This is a genomic window from Shewanella sp. ECSMB14102, from assembly GCF_000813075.1.
GTDB lineage: Bacteria > Pseudomonadota > Gammaproteobacteria > Enterobacterales > Shewanellaceae > Shewanella > Shewanella indica.
Window position 1 is genome coordinate 1 of the sequence record NZ_JWGX01000024.1, and the last position, 19,690, is coordinate 19,690.

At 51.6% G+C, this 19,690-nt stretch carries 19 protein-coding genes; 7 read left to right on the plus strand and 12 right to left on the minus strand.

What is annotated here, in order from left to right:
* Nucleotides 1-232: 232 nt before the first annotated feature.
* The 4 genes from RC73_RS08585 to RC73_RS08600 form a co-directional block, all read right to left on the minus strand.
* Entirely contained in the window at nucleotides 233-613 is a 381-nt protein-coding gene (locus RC73_RS08585) for a hypothetical protein (RefSeq protein WP_039034266.1), read from the minus strand.
* Between the two features lie 101 nt (nucleotides 614-714).
* On the minus strand, nucleotides 715-1,113 hold the full coding sequence (locus RC73_RS08590) for an SMI1/KNR4 family protein (RefSeq protein WP_039034267.1): 399 nt from the start codon (nucleotides 1,111-1,113) through the stop codon (nucleotides 715-717).
* 70 nt (nucleotides 1,114-1,183) lie between these two features.
* A complete protein-coding gene (locus RC73_RS08595; protein WP_039034268.1) occupies nucleotides 1,184-1,441 on the minus strand; it encodes a hypothetical protein in 258 nt (85 codons plus the stop codon).
* 170 nt (nucleotides 1,442-1,611) lie between these two features.
* Complete coding sequence (locus RC73_RS08600) at nucleotides 1,612-1,998, minus strand: hypothetical protein (protein WP_039034269.1); 387 nt, start codon at nucleotides 1,996-1,998, stop codon at nucleotides 1,612-1,614.
* Nucleotides 1,999-2,960: 962 nt separating this feature from the next.
* On the opposite strand from RC73_RS08600, the gene RC73_RS08610 reads away from it, so the two are divergent.
* Both RC73_RS08610 and ybaK read left to right on the plus strand, forming a co-directional pair.
* Nucleotides 2,961-3,254, plus strand: coding sequence for a DUF3144 domain-containing protein (locus RC73_RS08610; RefSeq protein ID WP_025009906.1), 294 nt, complete (start codon nucleotides 2,961-2,963; stop codon nucleotides 3,252-3,254).
* Nucleotides 3,255-3,648: 394 nt separating this feature from the next.
* Nucleotides 3,649-4,122 (plus strand): Cys-tRNA(Pro) deacylase, encoded by a 474-nt coding sequence (gene ybaK / locus RC73_RS08615; RefSeq protein ID WP_028780679.1) that lies wholly within the window; start codon nucleotides 3,649-3,651, stop codon nucleotides 4,120-4,122.
* Nucleotides 4,123-4,205: 83 nt separating this feature from the next.
* On the opposite strand, the gene RC73_RS08620 is transcribed toward ybaK, so the two are convergent.
* The 4 genes from RC73_RS08620 to RC73_RS08635 all read right to left on the minus strand — a co-directional run bounded on the left by RC73_RS08620 (nucleotide 4,206) and on the right by RC73_RS08635 (nucleotide 10,791).
* A complete protein-coding gene (locus tag RC73_RS08620) occupies nucleotides 4,206-5,465 on the minus strand; it encodes a glutamate-5-semialdehyde dehydrogenase (protein ID WP_039034271.1) in 1,260 nt (419 codons plus the stop codon).
* The gene (proB, locus tag RC73_RS08625; protein ID WP_039034272.1) at nucleotides 5,462-6,580 is read right to left on the minus strand and encodes a glutamate 5-kinase; all 1,119 of its coding nucleotides are present in this window, start codon (nucleotides 6,578-6,580) and stop codon (nucleotides 5,462-5,464) included. Before proB ends, RC73_RS08620 begins: the two co-directional genes overlap by 4 nt.
* 185 nt (nucleotides 6,581-6,765) lie before the next feature.
* Nucleotides 6,766-8,058: an NCS2 family permease gene (locus RC73_RS08630; protein WP_039034273.1), complete on the minus strand. Its 1,293-nt coding sequence runs from the start codon at nucleotides 8,056-8,058 to the stop codon at nucleotides 6,766-6,768.
* Between the two features lie 1,206 nt (nucleotides 8,059-9,264).
* Entirely contained in the window at nucleotides 9,265-10,791 is a 1,527-nt protein-coding gene (locus RC73_RS08635; protein WP_039034274.1) for a peptidase M17, read from the minus strand.
* A gap of 211 nt (nucleotides 10,792-11,002) precedes the next feature.
* Between RC73_RS08635 and RC73_RS08640 the strand changes: the two genes are divergently transcribed.
* A complete protein-coding gene (locus RC73_RS08640; protein ID WP_039034275.1) occupies nucleotides 11,003-12,463 on the plus strand; it encodes an aminoacyl-histidine dipeptidase in 1,461 nt (486 codons plus the stop codon).
* Between the two features lie 221 nt (nucleotides 12,464-12,684).
* Here RC73_RS08640 and RC73_RS08645 read toward each other — a convergent pair whose 3' ends face one another.
* On the minus strand, nucleotides 12,685-13,179 hold the full coding sequence (locus RC73_RS08645) for a Dps family protein (RefSeq protein WP_039034276.1): 495 nt from the start codon (nucleotides 13,177-13,179) through the stop codon (nucleotides 12,685-12,687).
* Between the two features lie 361 nt (nucleotides 13,180-13,540).
* Between RC73_RS08645 and RC73_RS08650 the strand changes: the two genes are divergently transcribed.
* Nucleotides 13,541-14,923, plus strand: a complete 1,383-nt coding sequence (locus tag RC73_RS08650) for a DUF3300 domain-containing protein (RefSeq protein WP_039034277.1) — start codon at nucleotides 13,541-13,543, stop codon at nucleotides 14,921-14,923.
* Nucleotides 14,924-15,065: 142 nt separating this feature from the next.
* Here RC73_RS08650 and grxB read toward each other — a convergent pair whose 3' ends face one another.
* The 3 genes from grxB to RC73_RS08665 are packed head-to-tail and all read right to left on the minus strand — an operon-like array spanning nucleotide 15,066 to nucleotide 17,719.
* Nucleotides 15,066-15,716 carry a glutaredoxin 2 gene (gene grxB / locus RC73_RS08655; protein WP_039034278.1) on the minus strand — a complete coding sequence of 217 codons (651 nt, stop codon included), beginning with the start codon at nucleotides 15,714-15,716 and terminating at the stop codon, nucleotides 15,066-15,068.
* Complete coding sequence (locus RC73_RS08660; protein ID WP_052248094.1) at nucleotides 15,716-16,636, minus strand: sterol desaturase family protein; 921 nt, start codon at nucleotides 16,634-16,636, stop codon at nucleotides 15,716-15,718. Before RC73_RS08660 ends, grxB begins: the two co-directional genes overlap by 1 nt.
* Nucleotides 16,637-16,657: 21 nt before the next feature.
* Nucleotides 16,658-17,719, minus strand: coding sequence for a DUF2804 domain-containing protein (locus tag RC73_RS08665; RefSeq protein ID WP_052248095.1), 1,062 nt, complete (start codon nucleotides 17,717-17,719; stop codon nucleotides 16,658-16,660).
* Nucleotides 17,720-18,060: 341 nt separating this feature from the next.
* On the opposite strand from RC73_RS08665, the gene RC73_RS08670 reads away from it, so the two are divergent.
* The 3 genes from RC73_RS08670 to RC73_RS08680 all read left to right on the plus strand — a co-directional run bounded on the left by RC73_RS08670 (nucleotide 18,061) and on the right by RC73_RS08680 (nucleotide 19,665).
* Nucleotides 18,061-18,627: a YajG family lipoprotein gene (locus RC73_RS08670; protein WP_039034334.1), complete on the plus strand. Its 567-nt coding sequence runs from the start codon at nucleotides 18,061-18,063 to the stop codon at nucleotides 18,625-18,627.
* 65 nt (nucleotides 18,628-18,692) lie between these two features.
* On the plus strand, nucleotides 18,693-19,277 hold the full coding sequence (locus RC73_RS08675) for a peptidylprolyl isomerase (protein ID WP_028779732.1): 585 nt from the start codon (nucleotides 18,693-18,695) through the stop codon (nucleotides 19,275-19,277).
* A 67-nt stretch (nucleotides 19,278-19,344) separates the two neighbouring features.
* Nucleotides 19,345-19,665 carry a hypothetical protein gene (locus RC73_RS08680; RefSeq protein ID WP_025011704.1) on the plus strand — a complete coding sequence of 107 codons (321 nt, stop codon included), beginning with the start codon at nucleotides 19,345-19,347 and terminating at the stop codon, nucleotides 19,663-19,665.
* Nucleotides 19,666-19,690: the final 25 nt, after the last annotated feature.

The window sequence follows — 19,690 nt, forward strand, 5'->3', positions numbered from 1 at the left end:
TCTGTGATTTTTAACGTGACACAGAATTTTGAACACCCTCCATATGGCGTCCGACTTAGGGGCTTTAAAGTTGGTAATTTTGGTTGTTTTGTACTGCCTAACCATTACAGCAACAAATTAGGAATAACTCAGCCATAACATCACTTCATATTCTGGATAGCTAAATACCGCTGAAACCCTTGCCACACCTTAAACTGACCAAACCAACCAAAAGAGCCAATATCTCTAAACTTCATATATCATCAATTATCGCCTCCATTGTTAAGCTAAGCAAATTACCACCTTTCGCTTCAATATAACCACCATCAAGGTAATAGCAGAACAATTCTGAATCACGCATTAGATCGATAAAAACTGGATTGCCATTATCAGTTCCGATCGTAATGCAAGATCTGCATTGTTCAATGGTTAAAGGAGAACTACCGGAAACTTCCAATTGAGTTTTGATGAAGGCATAAAGCTGATTAAAGGTGTTGACAGTGTTTTTATCTATCGTGATTTCATCAATAAGCTCACTCTCCGGGAACAAATAGAACTCACTCCCTCTGTAACAGACAGCTTCAGCCGTATCAATACTATTGAGCCATTCCGCATAATAACTTGGCAATATCACAATTACTCCCCTTCAAAAAACAACATCTAAGCAATGTAAACAATTTTAACGAACAAAATAAATGACGCGTTGCGATTCAAACTTAATGCCATAGCCAGTTCTTAAACATTTAATCTACTCTCCGGCGAAACTTGATCACTTATCAGTTCAACAAGAGATTTAGCAACAAATTTGGCCTCGTCCCAGCCTAAATCACCACAATTAGCGATGTAATAGCCAGAAATTTCTCGCTGTTCAATTTTTGCTACGCAAATATTACCATTTCCATCCATACAAATAGGTATTGAGTTAGGCATATATTTCTTTAACTCGTATATATCCTCACCGAGTATTTCTATGATTGAGAAAAATTGCAGCTCTTTAAAACCAAAAAAGATGTCCGCCCCATTACTGTTCTGCCACCAATCATAAAACTCACTTGGTAAGCTCACACCAAAAGCCCCTTCAAGCTCTCTAATCGATTCTCTACTTACTCCCGGTGGTTTGTTTACGTATTCCATATCGTCCTTTATGCGTCACGCCGACAACAGCTAATCGTAGCGAGGTTAAGCCCAGAATGGGCAATACTAATTAGCCTATTATTGTATTTTTTTTACATATTTCATCAATTTCTTCTAGAACCAAGCTTAGAGAAGAGTTTTGTTCATTTTGCTTGAGTCTTTCTGCCAATGCTTTCTGAAGCGTTAGCAGCTCCTCTTTTCTGCAACGCAAATGCCAGATATCAGCCTTTGATGGTGCTCCCATTATTTTTGATTCTAGTAAGTTTGAAAGCTTAAAATTCCGGTGCAGGATCAGTGCGCCTATTTGTGAAATACTGAAATCTACCATTTGCTCTCTTTAACAAAAATCAAGCTATCCATTATAGAATGAAAAATTAATCTTCTTTCTGTCTGCATCCAAGCAGCGCTATATGGTTTAAGCTCTTTGAAATCGAAAGAGAGCCTTGAGTTGTAGAGCTTTGATGAAATCGAACTTATTTCAGTCGTGCTAACCTCTACCTAGGATTCATTGTCCACGTTTTTAAGCTTGGGTTTACTTGTTTTTTCCTTGCTTTTCATCCCGTTTTTTTGAGCTATAAAATACCTCAATGGACTAACCCTCAATTCTGTGATGATCAAAGAGGTAAACCCGAAAGCACTGACTGCAATCAGAAAAACATTCACAAAACTGATGGAAACTAAGGCTCCGTAAAGAGAAATAGAAAATAGAAACGTGTAGATGATACCGAGAGGTAAATCTCTAGTACCAACATCATATTGGCCTTTTGCCCAATCATAGGTAACCGATACCGGGTTGGTTAAGCCTCCTAAACGAATAATTATCGTATTACCTTGAATCTTGATATTGTACCCTTTGCTTTCTAGTTCATTGGCCAGTTCATTCATCAAGAAACTCCTTTTCCCAATTAAGGCATCAAAAAAATCTAGCAACCCACTAAAAGTTTATTTTTCGCTCAAACATTATTTGGTACTTGAGCATTCTTTGGTCAAAATCTAGTGTTCAACTATTGTTAGATATCCATTTTTCCTTTGAGCTCGGCGAAGACGTGTTAACACCGGGCAGAAGTTGGGCGCTTTAAACGCCGCAAACTCTCCTTTTTCGTATGCGATACCAGTTAACTCTGCTAGTTCAAACAAGACTGCTTCGCTATCAGCAACAAGCTCAGAATACCTCATGACCCAATTCAAACCTACTAACAGCTGTAGGGTAAGCATACGCGGTTTCCAAAGCTATTATCCACTAGGAATACGTATATCATTATGACTTTATTGATGTTTTCAATTTCACCAGCAGATTAACGCGAAAACCGTCGATAACAGGCGCGCTTTTGCGGAGCATTTTGCTGCAAGCATAGCTACCGCACGGATACGAAACTGACTTCGTCCCTGAAGATCCCCCAAAACCGCCGAGAGCAGCCCTGGAACTGTGTCAAGACAATATTCCCTATATGGCCTACTACACCAGGAGTTATAATCGCTTGCCGTTAAGAGAAAAAGCCTAAAATAAGCGGTTGAATTGTATCTACAATAACCAGATTGGGTGAGCGAAACAATCGCCAATCGGAAGAAATTAAGTAAAAGCGAAAAAAGGGAAAAGCACAACAAACAGGTCTGTCTGCCGACCCAGAGCACATAAGGGACTTGGTCGCACCTTCCTTAGCCTAGGGCACCTAAATGATTGGCTATTTGGGATAGTTAGTTGCTCTCTTTTGCGATTCAACTCATGCTTGTTTAGCTTTAGCAATCAGGAATGTGAAGCGGATTACAGCAGTTTGCAGCAAAACACTCTAGGGTAAGTTAACCCTAACAACGAGAGGCAAGCTCTCGGCTTTAAACAGGAATCTCAGATGTCTGATACAGATAAGGCGTTTTTTCAGCGTGCCAGTGAACTCATCGAGTTGGCTAACAAACAGAACCAGAATACTGAAGTCCAGACCGGTGAAGTCAGTGCCTCTTTCATGTATGCCCTGGCTCGTTACAATGCCTGGTTCGGCTCTACCGGTTTTGCCACCAAGGAGCAGATGCAGTCGAAGAAGCAAGAGATGATGGATTACTATATGGAGCGCTACAAGGAGATGCTCGAAGGCTCGATGGACGACTATATCGAGAATTTCGACCACTACCGCGCAACGCAGAAGTAAAGCCGCCATAGTCTTTCAAAATGCCCGGCCAGATGCCGGGCGTTTTATTTTGGAAAAATGGGTTAACTCATGTTTAAAGCCCTTCCCTGGCCTATCGATTTTACCAGCCTCGGATTAGCCCCTAACTCAGATAATCAGTAGCCGCTGATATCTGGGCTCATGTCTAAGCTATTTTCCAGACAATTGCTTGAGTTAATACTTAAGCTTTTATGCCGCTTTGTGGTCTTGCTCCTAAACTGAGTCTTAAAAGAGTGACCCGCAGTCTCGACCCTGAAAGGCTTGAGGCTTATGCTATGACACCTGTTTTGATAGTTAGACAGGTTTTGGCGCAACAGATATCCGGATTAAAACGCGATACGAAACTCTGCTCACGCTACAACCTAAGGAGACACTTGTGACACCCGCAATCGATCTCGCCACCAAGGCGGGGATCTCTTTTACCGTTCACGAATATCACCATGACAAGAATGCCCCTTCCTACGGCGAAGAGGCCGCCAGTGCGCTTGGACTGGATCCCAACAGGGTATTCAAGACTCTACTGGTCAGCAGCGATGAAAAGTCACCGCCACTGGCGGTGGCCCTGGTGCCGGTGAATCATCAACTTAGCTTGAAATGCGTTGCCAAGGCGATTAAGGCCAAGAAGTTGGTGATGGCCAATCCGCAATTGGCGCAGCGTTCATCCGGCTATCTGGTGGGTGGCATCAGCCCTCTGGGGCAGAAAAAGCAGTTACCCACAGTGATAGATGCCAGCGCCCAGGAGTTTGACAGCATCTATGTCAGCGCCGGTCGCCGTGGGCTGGAGATCTGTCTTGCCGCAGAGGACTTGGCCAAGCTCTGCCGCGGCAGTTTTGCGGCGATTAAGAGCTGAATCGTAAGCGGCCAAAGCAAAAGCCCCGCAACTGCGGGGCTTTGTTATATGTGGCTCTGAATACCTTTTACAAGAAGTAAACACTAACTTCTGGCGGTGTAATCACCGACACCCAACCACTTGTAGGTGGTCAGTGCTTCCAGCCCCATGGGGCCTCTGGCATGCAGTTTCTGAGTACTGACAGCCACCTCGGCGCCCAGGCCAAACTGGCCGCCATCGGTGAAACGGGTGCTGGCATTGAGATAAACCGCCGCCGAATTCACCTGGTTCATAAACTCGGTAGCGGCGATGATATCATCCGTGAGGATAGCCTCGGAGTGACCGCTGGAATAGCGGCGAATATGACCTATGGCCTGCTGGATATCATCGACCACCCGGATCCCCAGATTGAGGGATAACCACTCGGTAGCAAAGCTATCCTCGCTGGCGGCGGCCACTTGCTCAGCCCCAAGAATCGCCACAGTCTCAGGGCAGCCTACCAGCTTAACTCCGGCATCGACTAAGGCCTTGGCCACCTTGGGCAATGCCTCCTTGGCTATCTGCTTGTGCACCAACAGAGTATCCAGGGCGTTACATACGGTTGGCCGCTGCACCTTGGCATTGAGGATGACAGGAATGCCCTTCTCCAGATCGGCCGCCTTATCCAGATAGAGATGGCAGATGCCGATACCGCCGAGAATAACCGGGATAGTTGCCTGCTCGGCGCAGAGCCGCTGCAGCTTATCGCCGCCGCGGGGCACTATCATATCCACATATTGATCCAGCTTGAGCAGGCCGGTAACCAGGGTACGATCCGGGTTATCTATAAGCTGCACCGCATCTTCCGGCAAGCCACTGGCTTTAACGCCCTGGCGAATCGCCTTGGCCAGCGCCAGGTTGGATTTCAGGGTTTCCTTGCCGCCACGGAGGATCACCGCATTACCGGTTTTAAGGGCCAGCACGGCGATATCCACAGTCACATTGGGCCTGGCCTCATAGATAACGCCTATCACCCCCAGTGGCACGGCGCGGCGACACAGGCGCAAGCCGTTATCCAACACCCGGCTGTCATACTCGCGGCCAATGGGGTCGGCAAGGGCAATCACATTGTCGATATCGGCTATCACTCCGGCCAAGCGCGACTTATCCAGCAGCAGTCTGTCTATCATGGCCGCGTTGAGACCGGCCTCTTTGGCCGCGGCGACATCCTGCTCATTGGCCGCGAGAATAGCCGCTTCATCGGCCTTGAGAGCGGCAACGATATTGTGCAGCAATTGCTGCTTGGCGGTGCCGGAAAGATTGGCCAGGGCAAAGCTGGATTCCTTGGCCTTTTGCCCCAGTTGTTGCAGATATTCAGCTGTCATAAAACCACCATGTCGTTGCGGTGCACTATTGCATCACCATAGTCATAGCCGAGCAAGGATTCAATGTTATCTGAATGCTGGCCCGCGATACGTTTGAGGGCCACGGCGCTGTAGCGACAGATCCCCCGCGCCAGTTTACGGCCCTTGGGATCCAATAGTTGCACCGTGGCGCCACGTTCAAACTCGCCCTCGACAGCAATAATCCCCTTGGACAGCAGACTGCGGCCCTTTTCGGTTACCGCCCGCACCGCGCCTTCATCCAAAGTCAGTTTCCCCTTGGCCTTGGGTCCGGCAAGGATCCACTGTTTGCGGCTCTCCAGCGGGGTTTCGATGGCGCAGAAGTGAGTCCCCACTGACTCGCCGGCAACGATTTTTTCTATGGCGTCCGGATGATGGCCCGAGGCGATAACCACCTCGATACCGGCGCGGCGAGCTATGTCGGCCGCCTCCAGCTTGGTAGCCATGCCGCCGGTACCCAAACCGGAAACCGAGCCGCCGGCCAGTTGCCGCAGGCTGTCATCGATATTGACCACTTCGCTGATCAGATGAGCATTGGGATTATGGCGCGGATCGGCATCGAACAAGCCTTTTTGGTCTGTCAGCAGGATCAGCAAGTCGGCATCGCACAAAAGCGCTGCGCGGGCAGACAGGTTGTCGTTGTCCCCTACCTTGATCTCATTGGTGGCAACGGCGTCGTTTTCATTGATGATGGGGATAATATTCTGTTTCAGCAGCGCATTCAGGGTATCTCTGGCGTTGAGATAGCGCTCGCGATCGTGCAGATCCGCCCGGGTCAGCAGCAACTGCCCCACGTGCAGACCATAAATACTGAACAACTGAGCCCAGGCCAGGATCAACTGGCTCTGGCCCACGGCCGCGAGCAACTGTTTGTTGGCCATGGTATCCGGCAACTCCGGATACATCAGGTGCTCGCGCCCTGCGGCAATGGCGCCGGAAGTACACAAAACCACTTCGATACCGGCGCGCATTAAGGTCGCCATCTGCCTGGCCAGCTCGACCATATGGGCCTTGTCCAGGCGCTTGCTGCCGGAGGTAAGCACACTGGTACCCAGTTTTACCACTACCCGGCGGTAGCGTGTGTCACTCAAGTTCATCACTTGTATTTACTTAAAAAAGTCGGGGATAAATCTTATACCCAATCCGTCGCCGGATTCCTAGCGGCAGTCGGCATTCAAGCGGACAAAATCGTTATTTATTGCGATATCTCATACAAAAAGGGCCATACAAAGTATGACCCTTAATAAATGCAGTTTATAAAGCAGATGCTCGCGCTTTAGCCTTAACCGCCGTAGGCAAACTTGAGAATAAACAGCAGCGCCAGTGCCACCACCCCGGCATTGAGATCGCGAAAACGGCCGCAAAGAAGTTTAATCGCCGCAAAGGCGATAAAGCCAAAGGCGATCCCCGTGGCTATTGAGAAGGTCAATGGCATCAGCAGGCAGACCACCACCACAGGGGCGGCTTCGGTCAAATCTTCCCACTCCACATGCACCAGGCCAGACATCATCAGAATCGCCACATAAAAGAGGGTGCCCGCGGTTGCATAAGCAGGCACCATACCGGCCAGCGGCGAGATAAAGAGTGAAGCCAAAAACAGCAGCCCGACCACGACGGCGGTCAAGCCGGTACGGCCACCGGCGCTGACGCCTGAGGTACTCTCGACATAACTTGTGGTGGTCGAAGTACCCAGCATGGCCCCGGCAATAGTGGCAGCGCTGTCGGCGGTCAGGGCGCGATTGAGTCTTGGCAGGCGGCCCTTATCATCCAGGAAACCACCACGCTGCGCCACGGCCACCAAGGTGCCAGAGGTATCGAACAAATCCACAAATAAAAAGGCGAACACTACGGAAATCATGCTGATCTCCAGCATGCCGGAGAGATCCATCTTCATAAAGGTAGGCGCAATGGAGGGCGGCATGGATACCAGGCCACTATATTGCACATCACCAAAGGCCAGCCCTAGCAGAGTGATGGCCAGAATGCTGAGGATCACCGCCGCCTTATATCCACGCTGAACAAAAGCGATGATCAAGAAGAACCCCAATACCGACATCAGTGCCGGAAATGCGGTGATATCCCCCATACTTACCAGAGTCGCCGGATTGGCAACCACAATACCGGCACTCTTGAGGCCAATGAGCGCCAAAAACAAGCCGATACCTGCGGCAATACCGAGGCGCAGCGACATAGGAATAGAGTTGACCACCCATTCCCGAATTCGTACCAGGGAGAGGATCATAAAGCAGATCCCGGAGAGGAATACGGCGCCAAGCGCGGTTTCCCAGCTGTAACCCATTTCACCCACAACTGTATAGGTAAAAAAGGCGTTGAGACCCATTCCCGGCGCCAGGGCGATGGGATAGTTGGCCAAAAGCCCCATGACCAGACAACCTATCGCCGCCGCGATACAGGTCGCCACAAAGACTGCGCCCTGATCCATACCGGCATCAGCCAGCATTGAGGGGTTAACGAAGATGATGTAAGCCATGGTCAGAAAGGTGGTTAGACCCGCCACAGCTTCCTGCTTCAGAGAGGTTTTGTTTTGTTTTAACTTAAACAGTTTTTCCAACATGGAACCAGGTTCCTTGAATTTGAGTGTAGGGAGGTTTGTGACACTTCTTTAACGAGGTCATCGGCGGCAGATTATAGGGAGTTTGCGCTGATCAGACCAGCACCAGAGTACTTAGTCGGCCTGTGGTATCCATTAATTGCCCACCAGCTCACAATTTATTCACATTTTGCTGCGAACAAAAAAAAGCCTGCTCAAAGAGCAGGCCAAGACATGTATCAAGCACCCAAAAGGGAAAGAGTCTACCGCGCTAGCGGGTAACACCTGGCAACAGAAGCAAAACCTCTATTGCAACTTGAGTCTAAATACACCACAAAGTGGTGAACAAAGGTTGATGGATGATGGAACTACTTAAAGGGGTAGTCAGCCCTTAAAACTCATGGCGAACATGCCGCCGCGCAAAACCTGACAATCAAACCAGGTGTTGCTCCAATAAACTAGGTTGTTTTTGCCTGTGTAAGACATAGCCGATACTCCTAACAAAGTTGTGAAATAAATACTCTAGTGAAGCTTGGCTCGGTTCCCTGGAACTAGAGGTTCTCATATCCGTGGAGACAACTTGTCACTCATTTCCCTGGAGATAGTTATCCATCCTGGATTGACTAGAGGTGGAAGGCGCTTGCCTAACCAACGAGAGCTATTATAGCCATTTGTAATTTTATTACAAGTATCAAGGCTGAAAATTTAAAACACGCCTAAAAATGTAAGCCAATTACATAAACGTTACACAAGATTTACCCATGGCACTTAATGATACACTTCGAAACACAATGAATAAAAAATATTACCACTTGATTTTAAAGAAATAATAGCAAAACAAACCAAACCAACCTCATCCAGATTAAGTAAAATCTAACGCTGTAATTGACTGTCAGTCAGCGCCCAAATGTTAGTCTCCCAACGGAGGTAAAAGCGTGATCTCAAAGAGGTAAGACCAGTTAAGGTGAATTAGATCACCCGGTTATAAGATTGGCTAAAAATCCTTCTGAAAGTTTTCTGTTGTTTTCAGGGTTAGTAGTGGATGACGATTCAAACGGCTTCAAGTCAGCTCTGACCCAACCGCTTGCAGTGGAGAACTTAGACAAGATAGCGCCTAGCAAATATCGGGGCTAGGTAATGCCAATATAGCGGTCGCCAAATGAACAAAAGCCAACGGACAGAGTACAGGGATAACCCGGCCGACGACATCGACCGGGAGGCGTTGAGGGCTTACTCAGTCATATAGGCAAACAACCCAAGCAGCGGCGCCGCCGTAGGTTTGCCATAGAGGGGGTCACCTTCTGTGGCACTGCCGGCAATATCCAGATGACTATAGGCCATAGGCTGAGCGTCTTTTACCCCGTGTTGTGCCAATCCGGAAGCCTTTAGCAGGAAGGCCGCCGGATACTGGTGCCCTCTGGCGGTAACCGATGAGGGCGCATTATTGGAAGAAAGTAGCTCTGAGGCACCGGAAACATCACGCACCTTGGCAAAATCTTCCTTACGCAAACGGGACAGCTCCAGCCCCTCACCGTAACGCTCGGCGCTGGCTTGCAACCGCTTGGGCAATGCCTGTTGCTCGGCAACGGCGTTGGCTACTATCGCGCTGTAAGAGCCATAGGCTCGCACCACATGGCCGGTCAGCGTTGCCACAGAGAACAGCTCGGGCGCCGCACTGCCCTGCGCCTTTAAACGCAGATGGGACAGCAAGTCGGCCAGCACCAAGCGCCCTTCGGCATCGGTATTGCCGATCCTGACCCTGACACCCGAATGGGCGGTGATGATTTCGTCCGTGACAAAGGCTTCGCTGCCTATGCTGTTGCGTACCAGCCCCAGTTCGGCCACCACGCGAATGCCTTTGGGCTTGAGTAATGACAAGGTCTTCATCAAACCGGCCACGGCAGCCGCGCCGCCCTTGTCACGGCTCATACCGGCCATGGCGCCGCCCACTTTAAGATCGGCGCCGCCTGTGTCATACACCACACCCTTACCGGCAAAGAAATAACTGTGCTGGATGTCACCTTCGCCGCGGTACTCCAATTTAACGACTCTGGGCTGATGTCTGGCCACGGCAAAAGAGGCTCGCGCCACGGCGCTCAGCAAGGGATAGTCCCGCTCCAGAATGTCTCTGTCTTCCACGACCTGCAGCGACAGCCCTGAATCTTTGAAGGCATTGAGGCAGTAATCAGCAAAGGCAGGGGCGCCCATGCGCTCGGGCTCAGTGCCGCAAAGATCTCTGGCAAGGTTGCGACCGGCTTCAATGGCATTGAGCATGTCGGCATCGGCGCCGTTCAGCACCCCTATGGCTTCTATGCTGCCAAGGGCGGCACCTGCCTCACGGGCTTCCAATGGCTGCCATAGCTCCTGCGCCATTGCCAACGCCGCAACCAGATCGGCCTTGGCGTATTCATCGCCCAAGGATACAGGCTTATCGACCCACAGCAGCGGCCTTTTAGCTCCTGCGTCTCGGGCGATGGCGATACCTGCCCTGGCAGCATTGGCAAAGGCGCGCACATCGTCATAATCGCCAAGCGGCGCGACCGGGGCGATAATCAAGCGGCCACCGGCAAGCCCGGGAGCAAACAACAGGGTCGGGCTCTTGCCCACCCGTTTGTCGACTTGAGCTCCGTGGGAGGCCAGTATCGCCACCTCTTCGATTGGACACGCCGTCACATCGGCGCTGACCACCAGCAATGCATCCCAGCCTGCCTCACTGAAAATTGCATCCTGGTCAGTAACATCAATAAATTCAACCATGACCCATCCTAATTATTTTTTATTGGCGCCCAGCATTATTCCCTTTCCGGCGCCGGATTACCATTATCTGGCTGGCAAGTTTCGCTGCCACAAATAAACAATTGTCCCAACTGGGTTCTGCGCCCTTAGGCCGCTGTGTGATAGACTGGTGACAACTCGCGCTTGGCCCGTTCCAAGCCCGCCAACCAGACGAAAAGATCAGGAGTTTGCTGTGTCCAGTCTCAGCCAATTGCAACCTCAGCCGCTATGGCAGTGGTTTGAACAAATCTGTGCCATTCCTCACCCATCCAAGCATGAAGCCGCGCTCAGCCAGTATATTCAGAGCTGGGCCAAAGACCGTCAGCTTGAAGTTATCGAAGATAAAGTCGGTAACCTGATTATTCGCAAAGATGCCACTCCCGGGATGGAAAACCGCAAACCCGTGGTGATCCAGGCCCATATAGATATGGTGCCGCAGAAAAATGCCGATAAAGAGCATGACTTCGTCAAAGATCCGATCCAGCCCTGGATTGATGGCGACTGGGTCAAGGCCCAGGGCACGACTCTGGGTGCCGATAACGGCATAGGCATGGCATCGGCGCTGGCCATTCTCGGCAGTGACGATATTCCCCACGGGCCGCTGGAAGTGCTGCTGACCATAGATGAAGAAGCGGGTATGACAGGAGCCTTTGGCCTGGAAGCCGGTATGCTTCGCGGTGAAATCCTGATCAACACAGATTCAGAGCAAGAAGGCGAAATCTACATGGGCTGCGCCGGTGGCGTGGATGCCGAGATCGCCCTGCCCATGGTCTGGGAAGCCACAGGCGAGGGTTTCCAGGCATTCAACCTGACGCTCTCCGGGCTCAAGGGTGGCCACTCGGGGGTGAACATTCACCTGGGACGAGGTAATGCCAATAAGCTGCTGGCCCGTTTTCTGTTTGAACACAGCGAAAGCCTGCAGCTGGAACTGGCCGAATTCAACGGCGGCTCGCTGCGTAACGCCATTCCCCGTGAAGCCAGTGCCACTATTCTGGTACCGGCCGAACAAGCCACAGCGTTGAGCGAAGCCGCCGCGGCTTTCCAGGCGCTGCTTAGAGAAGAGCTGGCGGTTGCCGATCCGGCCGCTTGCCTGACTCTCACCGAAGTGCCGCTGCCTGCCAAGGTGATGAGCGAGCAGAGTCAGAACACTCTTATCGATCTGCTGCATGCCTGCCCCAACGGTGTCATGCGGATGAGTGACGAGATTGAAGGCGTGACCGAGACCTCACTCAACCTCGGGGTGATCAATACCAGCGAACAGGATGTCAAACTCCTGTGCCTGATCCGCTCCTTAATTGACTCTGGTCGCAGCCAGGTTGAAGGCATGCTGATCGCCCTGGCCAACCTGGCCGGTGCCGAGATTGATCTTTCCGGCGCCTACCCAGGCTGGAAGCCAGACAGCCAGTCTCCTGTAATGGCGATTGTGCGCGACACCTATCAGGACATCTACCATAAAGAGCCGGTGATCATGGTGATCCATGCCGGTTTGGAATGTGGCCTGTTCAAGGAGCCCTATCCGGTCATGGATATGGTGTCTATCGGCCCCACCATACGCTTCCCCCACAGCCCGGATGAAATGGTGAATATCACCACAGTGGGCCAATACTGGCAGCTGCTGTTGGCGGTACTGGAACGTATTCCCGAAAAGGCCTGATACCTTGATTAAGGCACTTAAGCCTTGAATAGATAGCGCCAAACGACTTGGCGTGGCAGCCAGGCGACAAGTGAGTGGCTCTCCATCAACATGGGCAAACTATGTGATTGGGGTAAGCGAACCTTGCCAACACAAATGCCACTTCAATAAAGGCTATTAAAAAAAAGCCGCACCGGAGCACTCCGGGGCGGCTTTTTGATGCGTAGCGCCTAGCGTTTAGGCTATTCCTCCAGCAAGCTACGCAACATCCAGGCAGTCTTTTCGTGGACTTCCAGCCTGCGGGTCAGCAGATCGGCGCTCGGCTGGTCATTGGCCTTGTCGATAACGGGGAACAGATCTCTGGCGGTGCGGGCCGTGGCCTCCTGGGCTTCAACCAGATGTAATATCATCTCATTGGCAGAGGGCACACCTTCCACTTCCTTGATGGATGCCAGGCGAACAAACTCTTTATAAGTCCCGGGCGCCGGATACCCCAGGGCGCGGATCCGCTCGGCAATTTCATCCAGCGCATTCCACTGCTCTGTGTATTGATCCATAAACATCTGATGCAGGCTGTTGAACTGTGGGCCTTTGACGTTCCAATGGAAATTATGGGTCATCAGATACAGGGTATAACTGTCGGCCAGCAGTGCAGAAAGCCCCGCGACAATTTTTTTACGATCTGCATCATTGATGCCTATATCTATAGTGGGTGCCTTGACTTTCTTGGTTGCCATATACACTCCTTTTGCTTGTTGGCGATAGTCGCACTCAATGGCGACTAAAGATAAATAGCTATAACAGGGTGGAGGCTTGCGCCCCCATAAACTGTGATCTACTACACAGTTTGTCCAGTTAGAGCTTCCCAATGGCTATCTAAATGACTGTTTTGATAAAACCACTCACAACCAGGGGCTGAACCAGAAAAAGACAAAATCTTTTGTCCATTCGCTGGATAATATTTAGCCCCCCCAAAACCTTCAGCTTATGTTCATCAAAGGCGACTTATCCTGAAGCCACTGATGGGGAATTGCGTCGCAAGACCTCAGTTAGCTCACTTGCCAGGCTGGTAACCATATCGGCCTAAAGGAGGCAACCATGAACAAGCTGAAAATCTGGCTGCAGCACAGTGTGCTTATCCTGTGTCTGTTTGGCCTGCCAACTACGGCGCTGCAGGCCGCCGAATCCGGCAGTGATATCCGGGAACCCGAGCTGATGCAGCTGCTCTCCCCTATCGCTCTCTATCCGGACACCTTGTTGACCCATATGCTAATCGCCTCAACCTATCCACTGGAACTGGTGCAGGCACAGCGCTGGCGCAAACAGCGCAGCCATTGGAGCAATGAACGCCTGATGGCCGAAGCCGAGAACCAGGATTGGGATCCCAGTGTGATGGCGCTTATCGCCTTTCCGGAAGTGTTGAACAAGATGAGCACAGATCTGGACTGGACCGCCCGTTTGGGCGAAGCCTTTATCGCCGATGAAGGCCGGGTGATGGATGGGATTCAAACCCTGAGACAAGCCGCCTGGGATGCCGACTCATTAAATGACCTGGGTAACCTTAACGTCAGACGCGACGAACGTCAGATAGTGATAGCACCGACCCGCACCGAGATTATCTATGTCCCTTACTACGACAGTCGCCGTGTCTATGGCCATTGGCACTGGAGCAGCTACCCACCTATCTATTGGGACCCTTTCCCCGGATATGTGCGCTACCACTCCAGTCCGTTTTACTGGCGCAGTGCCGGGGTCAGCATTTCATTTAACTTCTTCTTCAGCGCCTTTCATTGGCATGACAGAGTGGTCTGGGTCGATTATCGCCATAAGCACTATAATCACTACCGGCCGAGACTGGCCTATAGCCAGGGAGCCCAGCGCTGGAGCCATAACCCGCACCACAGACGTGGCGCCCATTATCGCCATCCAGGGCTGCAACAACGCTACAATAAGGCGGTATACAACAAGCCACACAAGCGTTATGAATCCCAGGCACGCAGCTTCAACCACAGCCAAAGGCTGCATCAGGACAGAAACGAGCAACAAAAGCAGTTGCAGCGAGAGTTAAAGCAGCGCAGAGAGCACAATAGCCGTGAATGGCGCGCCGCTGACAAGAGGGAGAAGATGCATAGGGGCGAGCCCCAAAAAGTTCGCCAGCTGTCACAGCAGCCGTCATATAGGAGTGCCAATAGCAGTGCCAACGCCGCCGACAAAACGATGCGGGTTAAACATCAGGCCAGAGACAGACAGTTGCAACAGGCCTCAAACCGGCACACTAACACTACTCATAGACAAGCTGAAAAGCGCCGGCAACAGGCAGATAAACAACATCAGCCTCAGAGACACTATCAGCCTCATAGTCAATCGAAGGTGCAGCATCAGCAGCGAGCTCAGCCACAGCGCCATCAGGCTGAGCGACGCCAGCCCCGCCGTGCTCAGGAGCACAGACAACGCTCAGTGCATCAACAAAGAGAGCGTTGAACAAAGAGAGTGCTGAAAAAGCTGAGTTGAAAAAGCCGGGTTAAAAGTAGCACTTGCCCTAAAGTGAAAACGAATGAAAAAGACAGGTCCAGCACTGGCCTGTCTTTTTTTGGGTGTAGTTGTATGACTCAGATGAAGGCGCTCAGACGGCTCTGTCGTCGTACAAGTCGATTTGAGTCAGCGCCGCCACCTCTTCGATATAGGCGCGCACTCTGGCCGGGAATACCAGCCCCTTGACCATGGTCAGGTTTCTCAGACCGGGGAACAGGTTGATATCATCAATACTCAACTTATTGCCCCGCTCCGACGGCAATAGCAGCCAGTCGAGCAGAGGCCAACACTTAGCCAGGCCCTCAAGATAATCGGCCGTTTGCGCAAGCGCTTTCTCGAAAGACATCTCTATCATGGCGCTCTTGTTTTGGGTAAACCAGGCAATCGCCTCTTGGCAGCCAAATTCAGGCAGGCCGAGCAACACACTGCGGGGATAGAGCAAGCGACTGCTGAAATAACCGGATGCCTCCTGCCATTGGCTGACAGCATCGGCCTGGCTGGCAATCGTAATAACCGGCTTACCATCCAGATTATCCAGATAACTGACGATATCCAGGCTCTCGGCCATAAAGCTGCCATCGGCTTTTTGTAAAATGGGCACCATATTGGCACCGACCATAGCTATTCTGGACTCCACATCATGGTTTTGCAGATAGACCCGCTCCACCGGCAACGCCTTAAGCCCCACCAGCATCATAGCCTTGACACAATAAGGACAATGGTCAAACACAAAAAGCTTCATCAGTACTCCTTAGCTTCCTTGGAACTGTCAGGGCCATCAGCATATCCTCCGAGGCCGGAGCTGGGCAACTCTTGACTGGCCGGCGGCGCAAACAGCAAACGCCAACGCTGCCTGAAACTAAGCCCGGGGCGGCTCACTTCCGCCAACATATCGCGCCATTCGGCAAAGGTGACTGTCACAGGATTAAAGCTGTTCACCGGCTTGGTAATACCATAGCGCACGGTTTCCCGCTCCGGCTCAAAGCTGCCGAATAATCTATCCCAAATGATCAACACCCCGGCGTAGTTCTTATCTATGTACTGAGGATTGCGGCCATGGTGCACCCTGTGGTGGGACGGCGTGTTGAATATCCACTCCAAGGGCCCAAGACGTTTGATGGCCTGGGTATGGACAAAAAATTGCAGTCCAAGATTAAGCAGCACCACAAAAACCACCCAGTTGGGGTCGAAGCCTATGATCACCAAGGGCAGCCAAAACAGCCACATGCCCGCCAATGGGTACATCAGGCTCTGACGAAAGGCGGTGGAAAAATTCATGTTTTCCGAGCTGTGGTGCACTACATGGGCGGCCCACATCCAGCGGCATCTGTGGCTGGCCCGGTGGAACCAGTAATAGCAAAAGTCCTGCCCCAGCATCAGCAGTAGAAAGGTCCAGCCATTCATCTCAATGTCGAACAAACGCCAGCCGAATAACCACAAATACAGTTTGGCCAGCAGTAACCCTGTGAGAATATCGGCGCCCTGGTGCATGCCTGCCAGCACAAAGTTACAGAAAACCTCCGCCGGCCGATAGCGGGCATTCTCAGGCAAACGTCTGAGGCGGTCACCGAAAAACCACTCCAATGCCATACAGATGAAGAACAGCGGCGCCAATACCAGCAGCAGCCATTCAGGGTGTGAAATAAGTAAATTGAAATCCATTTTTATTCCTTTTATTCCAGCTCACCACTTGGCAAAGTGATCTTCTGTCAGGCCGCTCTGCTGCACCAGCTCATGGCGCTTGCCCAGGGAGTCTTTGACCCAACCGGAAAACAGCCCGGTATACTGGCGAAAATTGCTTTTAAGCAGCCCCAGATTGAGCCTTTCGCTGCGGCACCCCAAGGGCGAAAATGCCAACTCCAGCTCGCCGCGCTCAGACCAAACTCGCCATTGGCCGCCGGATGCTGCCCTGCGGTCAAACTCAAAATGCACCGGCGACAGCAAATGCCTGGCACCATCAACCCAGAGCACGTTTTCACAAGAGCCGGTCTCGTTGACTCCGGCCGCCAGGTTTAGCCCCAACCCCTTGCCATCAATATCGGCATTGATAGAGGCCCAGCGCCAACTGGTTTCCCGGCGCATAAAGCCTGCGGAAAAGTCATAACCTGCTCTGGCATGCAGCAGCGGCTGGGGTTCATGATTGAAGGACAACTGGCCGTAGACCTTGAGGGCATTGTGTTTTTGGGTATAGGTCCAACCGCTGTAACCGGTTGGACTGCAAAGCGCCATCGGCAAGCTGAGCGGTTCGGGAATCAAGGTCATTTCCCCCTCAAGTGGCATTCCCTGTAGTTTAAGATCCAGGCTCAGTTGCCATTGTCCCTGCTCACGCCGAAAGTGAATGCCGCCCATACGGCTCTCCCCCTGCCATGGCGAACGGCTCAGGTTAAAACCAGCGGGCGGCCGCAGCAGATTCTGCTGATACATGCGACGACTCTGCAAATCAAACAGATAACAGAAACCACTGCCAAGATAGGCGATATCCGCCAAGGCAACGCCCAGCATCCATCTGGGGCTGTTAAGGCCAATAAACTCAAACTGCTTATAACTGCAGCGCTGTTTCAGGCGTGAAACCCTGCGGTCCATCTCATTGAACAGCTGAAAGTCTGCCAATCCCAGGCTTTTCGGCGGGCCGTCGAAATGCCCAAACAGAGGCCGGCCGTGAACATCTATCAAAGAGTCAGGCGCCGCCTGGGTAGCAACCCCTGATTGAGTCGTCGGCAAAGGCCCGGATTTCAATTCCAACATATTCCCAACAGCTGTTTTTAGAGCAATAACTTGACTCTACCCTGTCGCCGTCGGAGATTGAAGCCTTGAATGTTACAAAAATGAAAAAACCACTTGCAGAATACGATCTGGTTTACGATGTCATTCAGAAACGCTAACTGACAAAGACACCCCTTGATAATCTATACTAGCTGTTTCACGGGATTGATACTTGAGTTTGCCCCTTGGAGGCATACGCGCAAAGAACCCGCAAAAATCTCCCCCTGGCTGAACCAAAGTCGGCTATCTGCCATAAGCAGATGCTGGAAGCCAAACTCAAATCTGGTTATCCTGATGCCACCTTTTTACAGCTTCGGATTTTTATGAAACGGCTTGCTACCTTGATGCTGGGGTCGGCGCTGCTCTTTGGCTGCGCCAGTCATACCCCCAACTTTATTGCCCTGAGCCCTGAACTGCCTGCGGTCACGCCACAGACCTCGCTGGAGCCTGCTCTGGCGCTGCAAACCCTGGATACCCGCACCGCCAATTTTATTGTGCGATTCAATGAAGACGGCAAAGCCGCACGTCTGGTCAGCCCGGCCGAGCCACCCAGGGCCCAACTGGATCAACTGTTTCGTCAAGGTTTTGCCAAGGCCGGATACCGAATTGATCCCGCCAGTGGGAAAGAAGTGCAGCTGCAGCTGATTGAACTGCTCACTGATGTGGATGAATCCAGCTTCGGCTTCGAAGCCAAAACCAATGTCAGCATCAATCTGCTGGCGAAAAACAGCAGCCATACCCTGACCAAGCGCTATAAGGCCAAGGGGCTGCTCAAGGGGCCTTTCGGTGCCGACTTCGCCTCACTGGAACTGGACATGAACAAGCTGATCACCCAGTTGACCGGCGAAATACTCAACGACCCCGAGCTGCACAGCTTTTTGCAGCAGTAATTTATTGGGCCGGTCGGTGACTCACAGGCAGGCCCGTCTGCAACACTATGATAAGGAATCTGGTCATGAGCCGATGGATACTCGCAGCCGTATTGATGCTGACCAGTCAGCTGGCGCTGGCATTGGATATACAAAAAGACAATCTCTACCCTCAAGTGGAATTTGATACCAGCATGGGCAAAATCGTGGTCGAGCTTGACCGCACCCGGGCGCCCATCACTGTGGACAACTTTCTCACCTATGTGGTGCGCGGCGACTACAACAACACATTGTTTCACCGCATTATTGCCGATTTCGTGGTTCAGGGCGGCGGCCTCAGTCCCAAGTATGAAGAACTGCCGTCAGACAAGCCGATAGTCAATGAGTCGGGCAACGGCCTGTCCAACAGCCTAGGCACTATAGCCATGGCCAGAGAGAATGCCCCCCATTCGGCCACCCGCCAGTTTTACTTCAATGTGGCCGACAACAAAAAGCTCGACCCATCCTCCAGGCGCTGGGGCTATGCCGTATTCGGTGAAGTCAGCCAAGGGCTTGAAGTTCTGCAGAATATGGCGCTGGTAGAGACAGGCACCAACAGCACCTTGGGTTGGCCCGACGTGCCGGTCACCCAAGTTTTGTTGAAGAAAGCCACACTTCTGCCGAGAAATTAACCCCAGGCACGGCTCAGTATCAAAAAGCTGTCTATACTGAACCTGGCAAACATAAGGAGGCGATCTGATGACCCCGGAAGAGTTCATCGATGTGAAAGCGCCCCAACTGGCTCATTACGGCAAAGCATTCTTGAGCGACAAGCTGGAATTTAATGAAGTCAGATTGTATCTGTGGGATACCCTGGAAGAATGGCATCAGCTGAACTTGCAGGGGGAAGCGCAAACGGATGTCGAACGCGTATTTTGGCACTTGTTGTACGCCTTCGATAAATGGCCCGATTGGGTATTGCGCGGTAACCAGTTTTTGCGCCAGCAACTGGACGACTGCTGTGAATACCTGTTCGGTGGTGGCCCCATACCCGAAGGCTGTATCGGCGTCAGACCCTGAGACAGACGTTAATCTACCCCGCCCG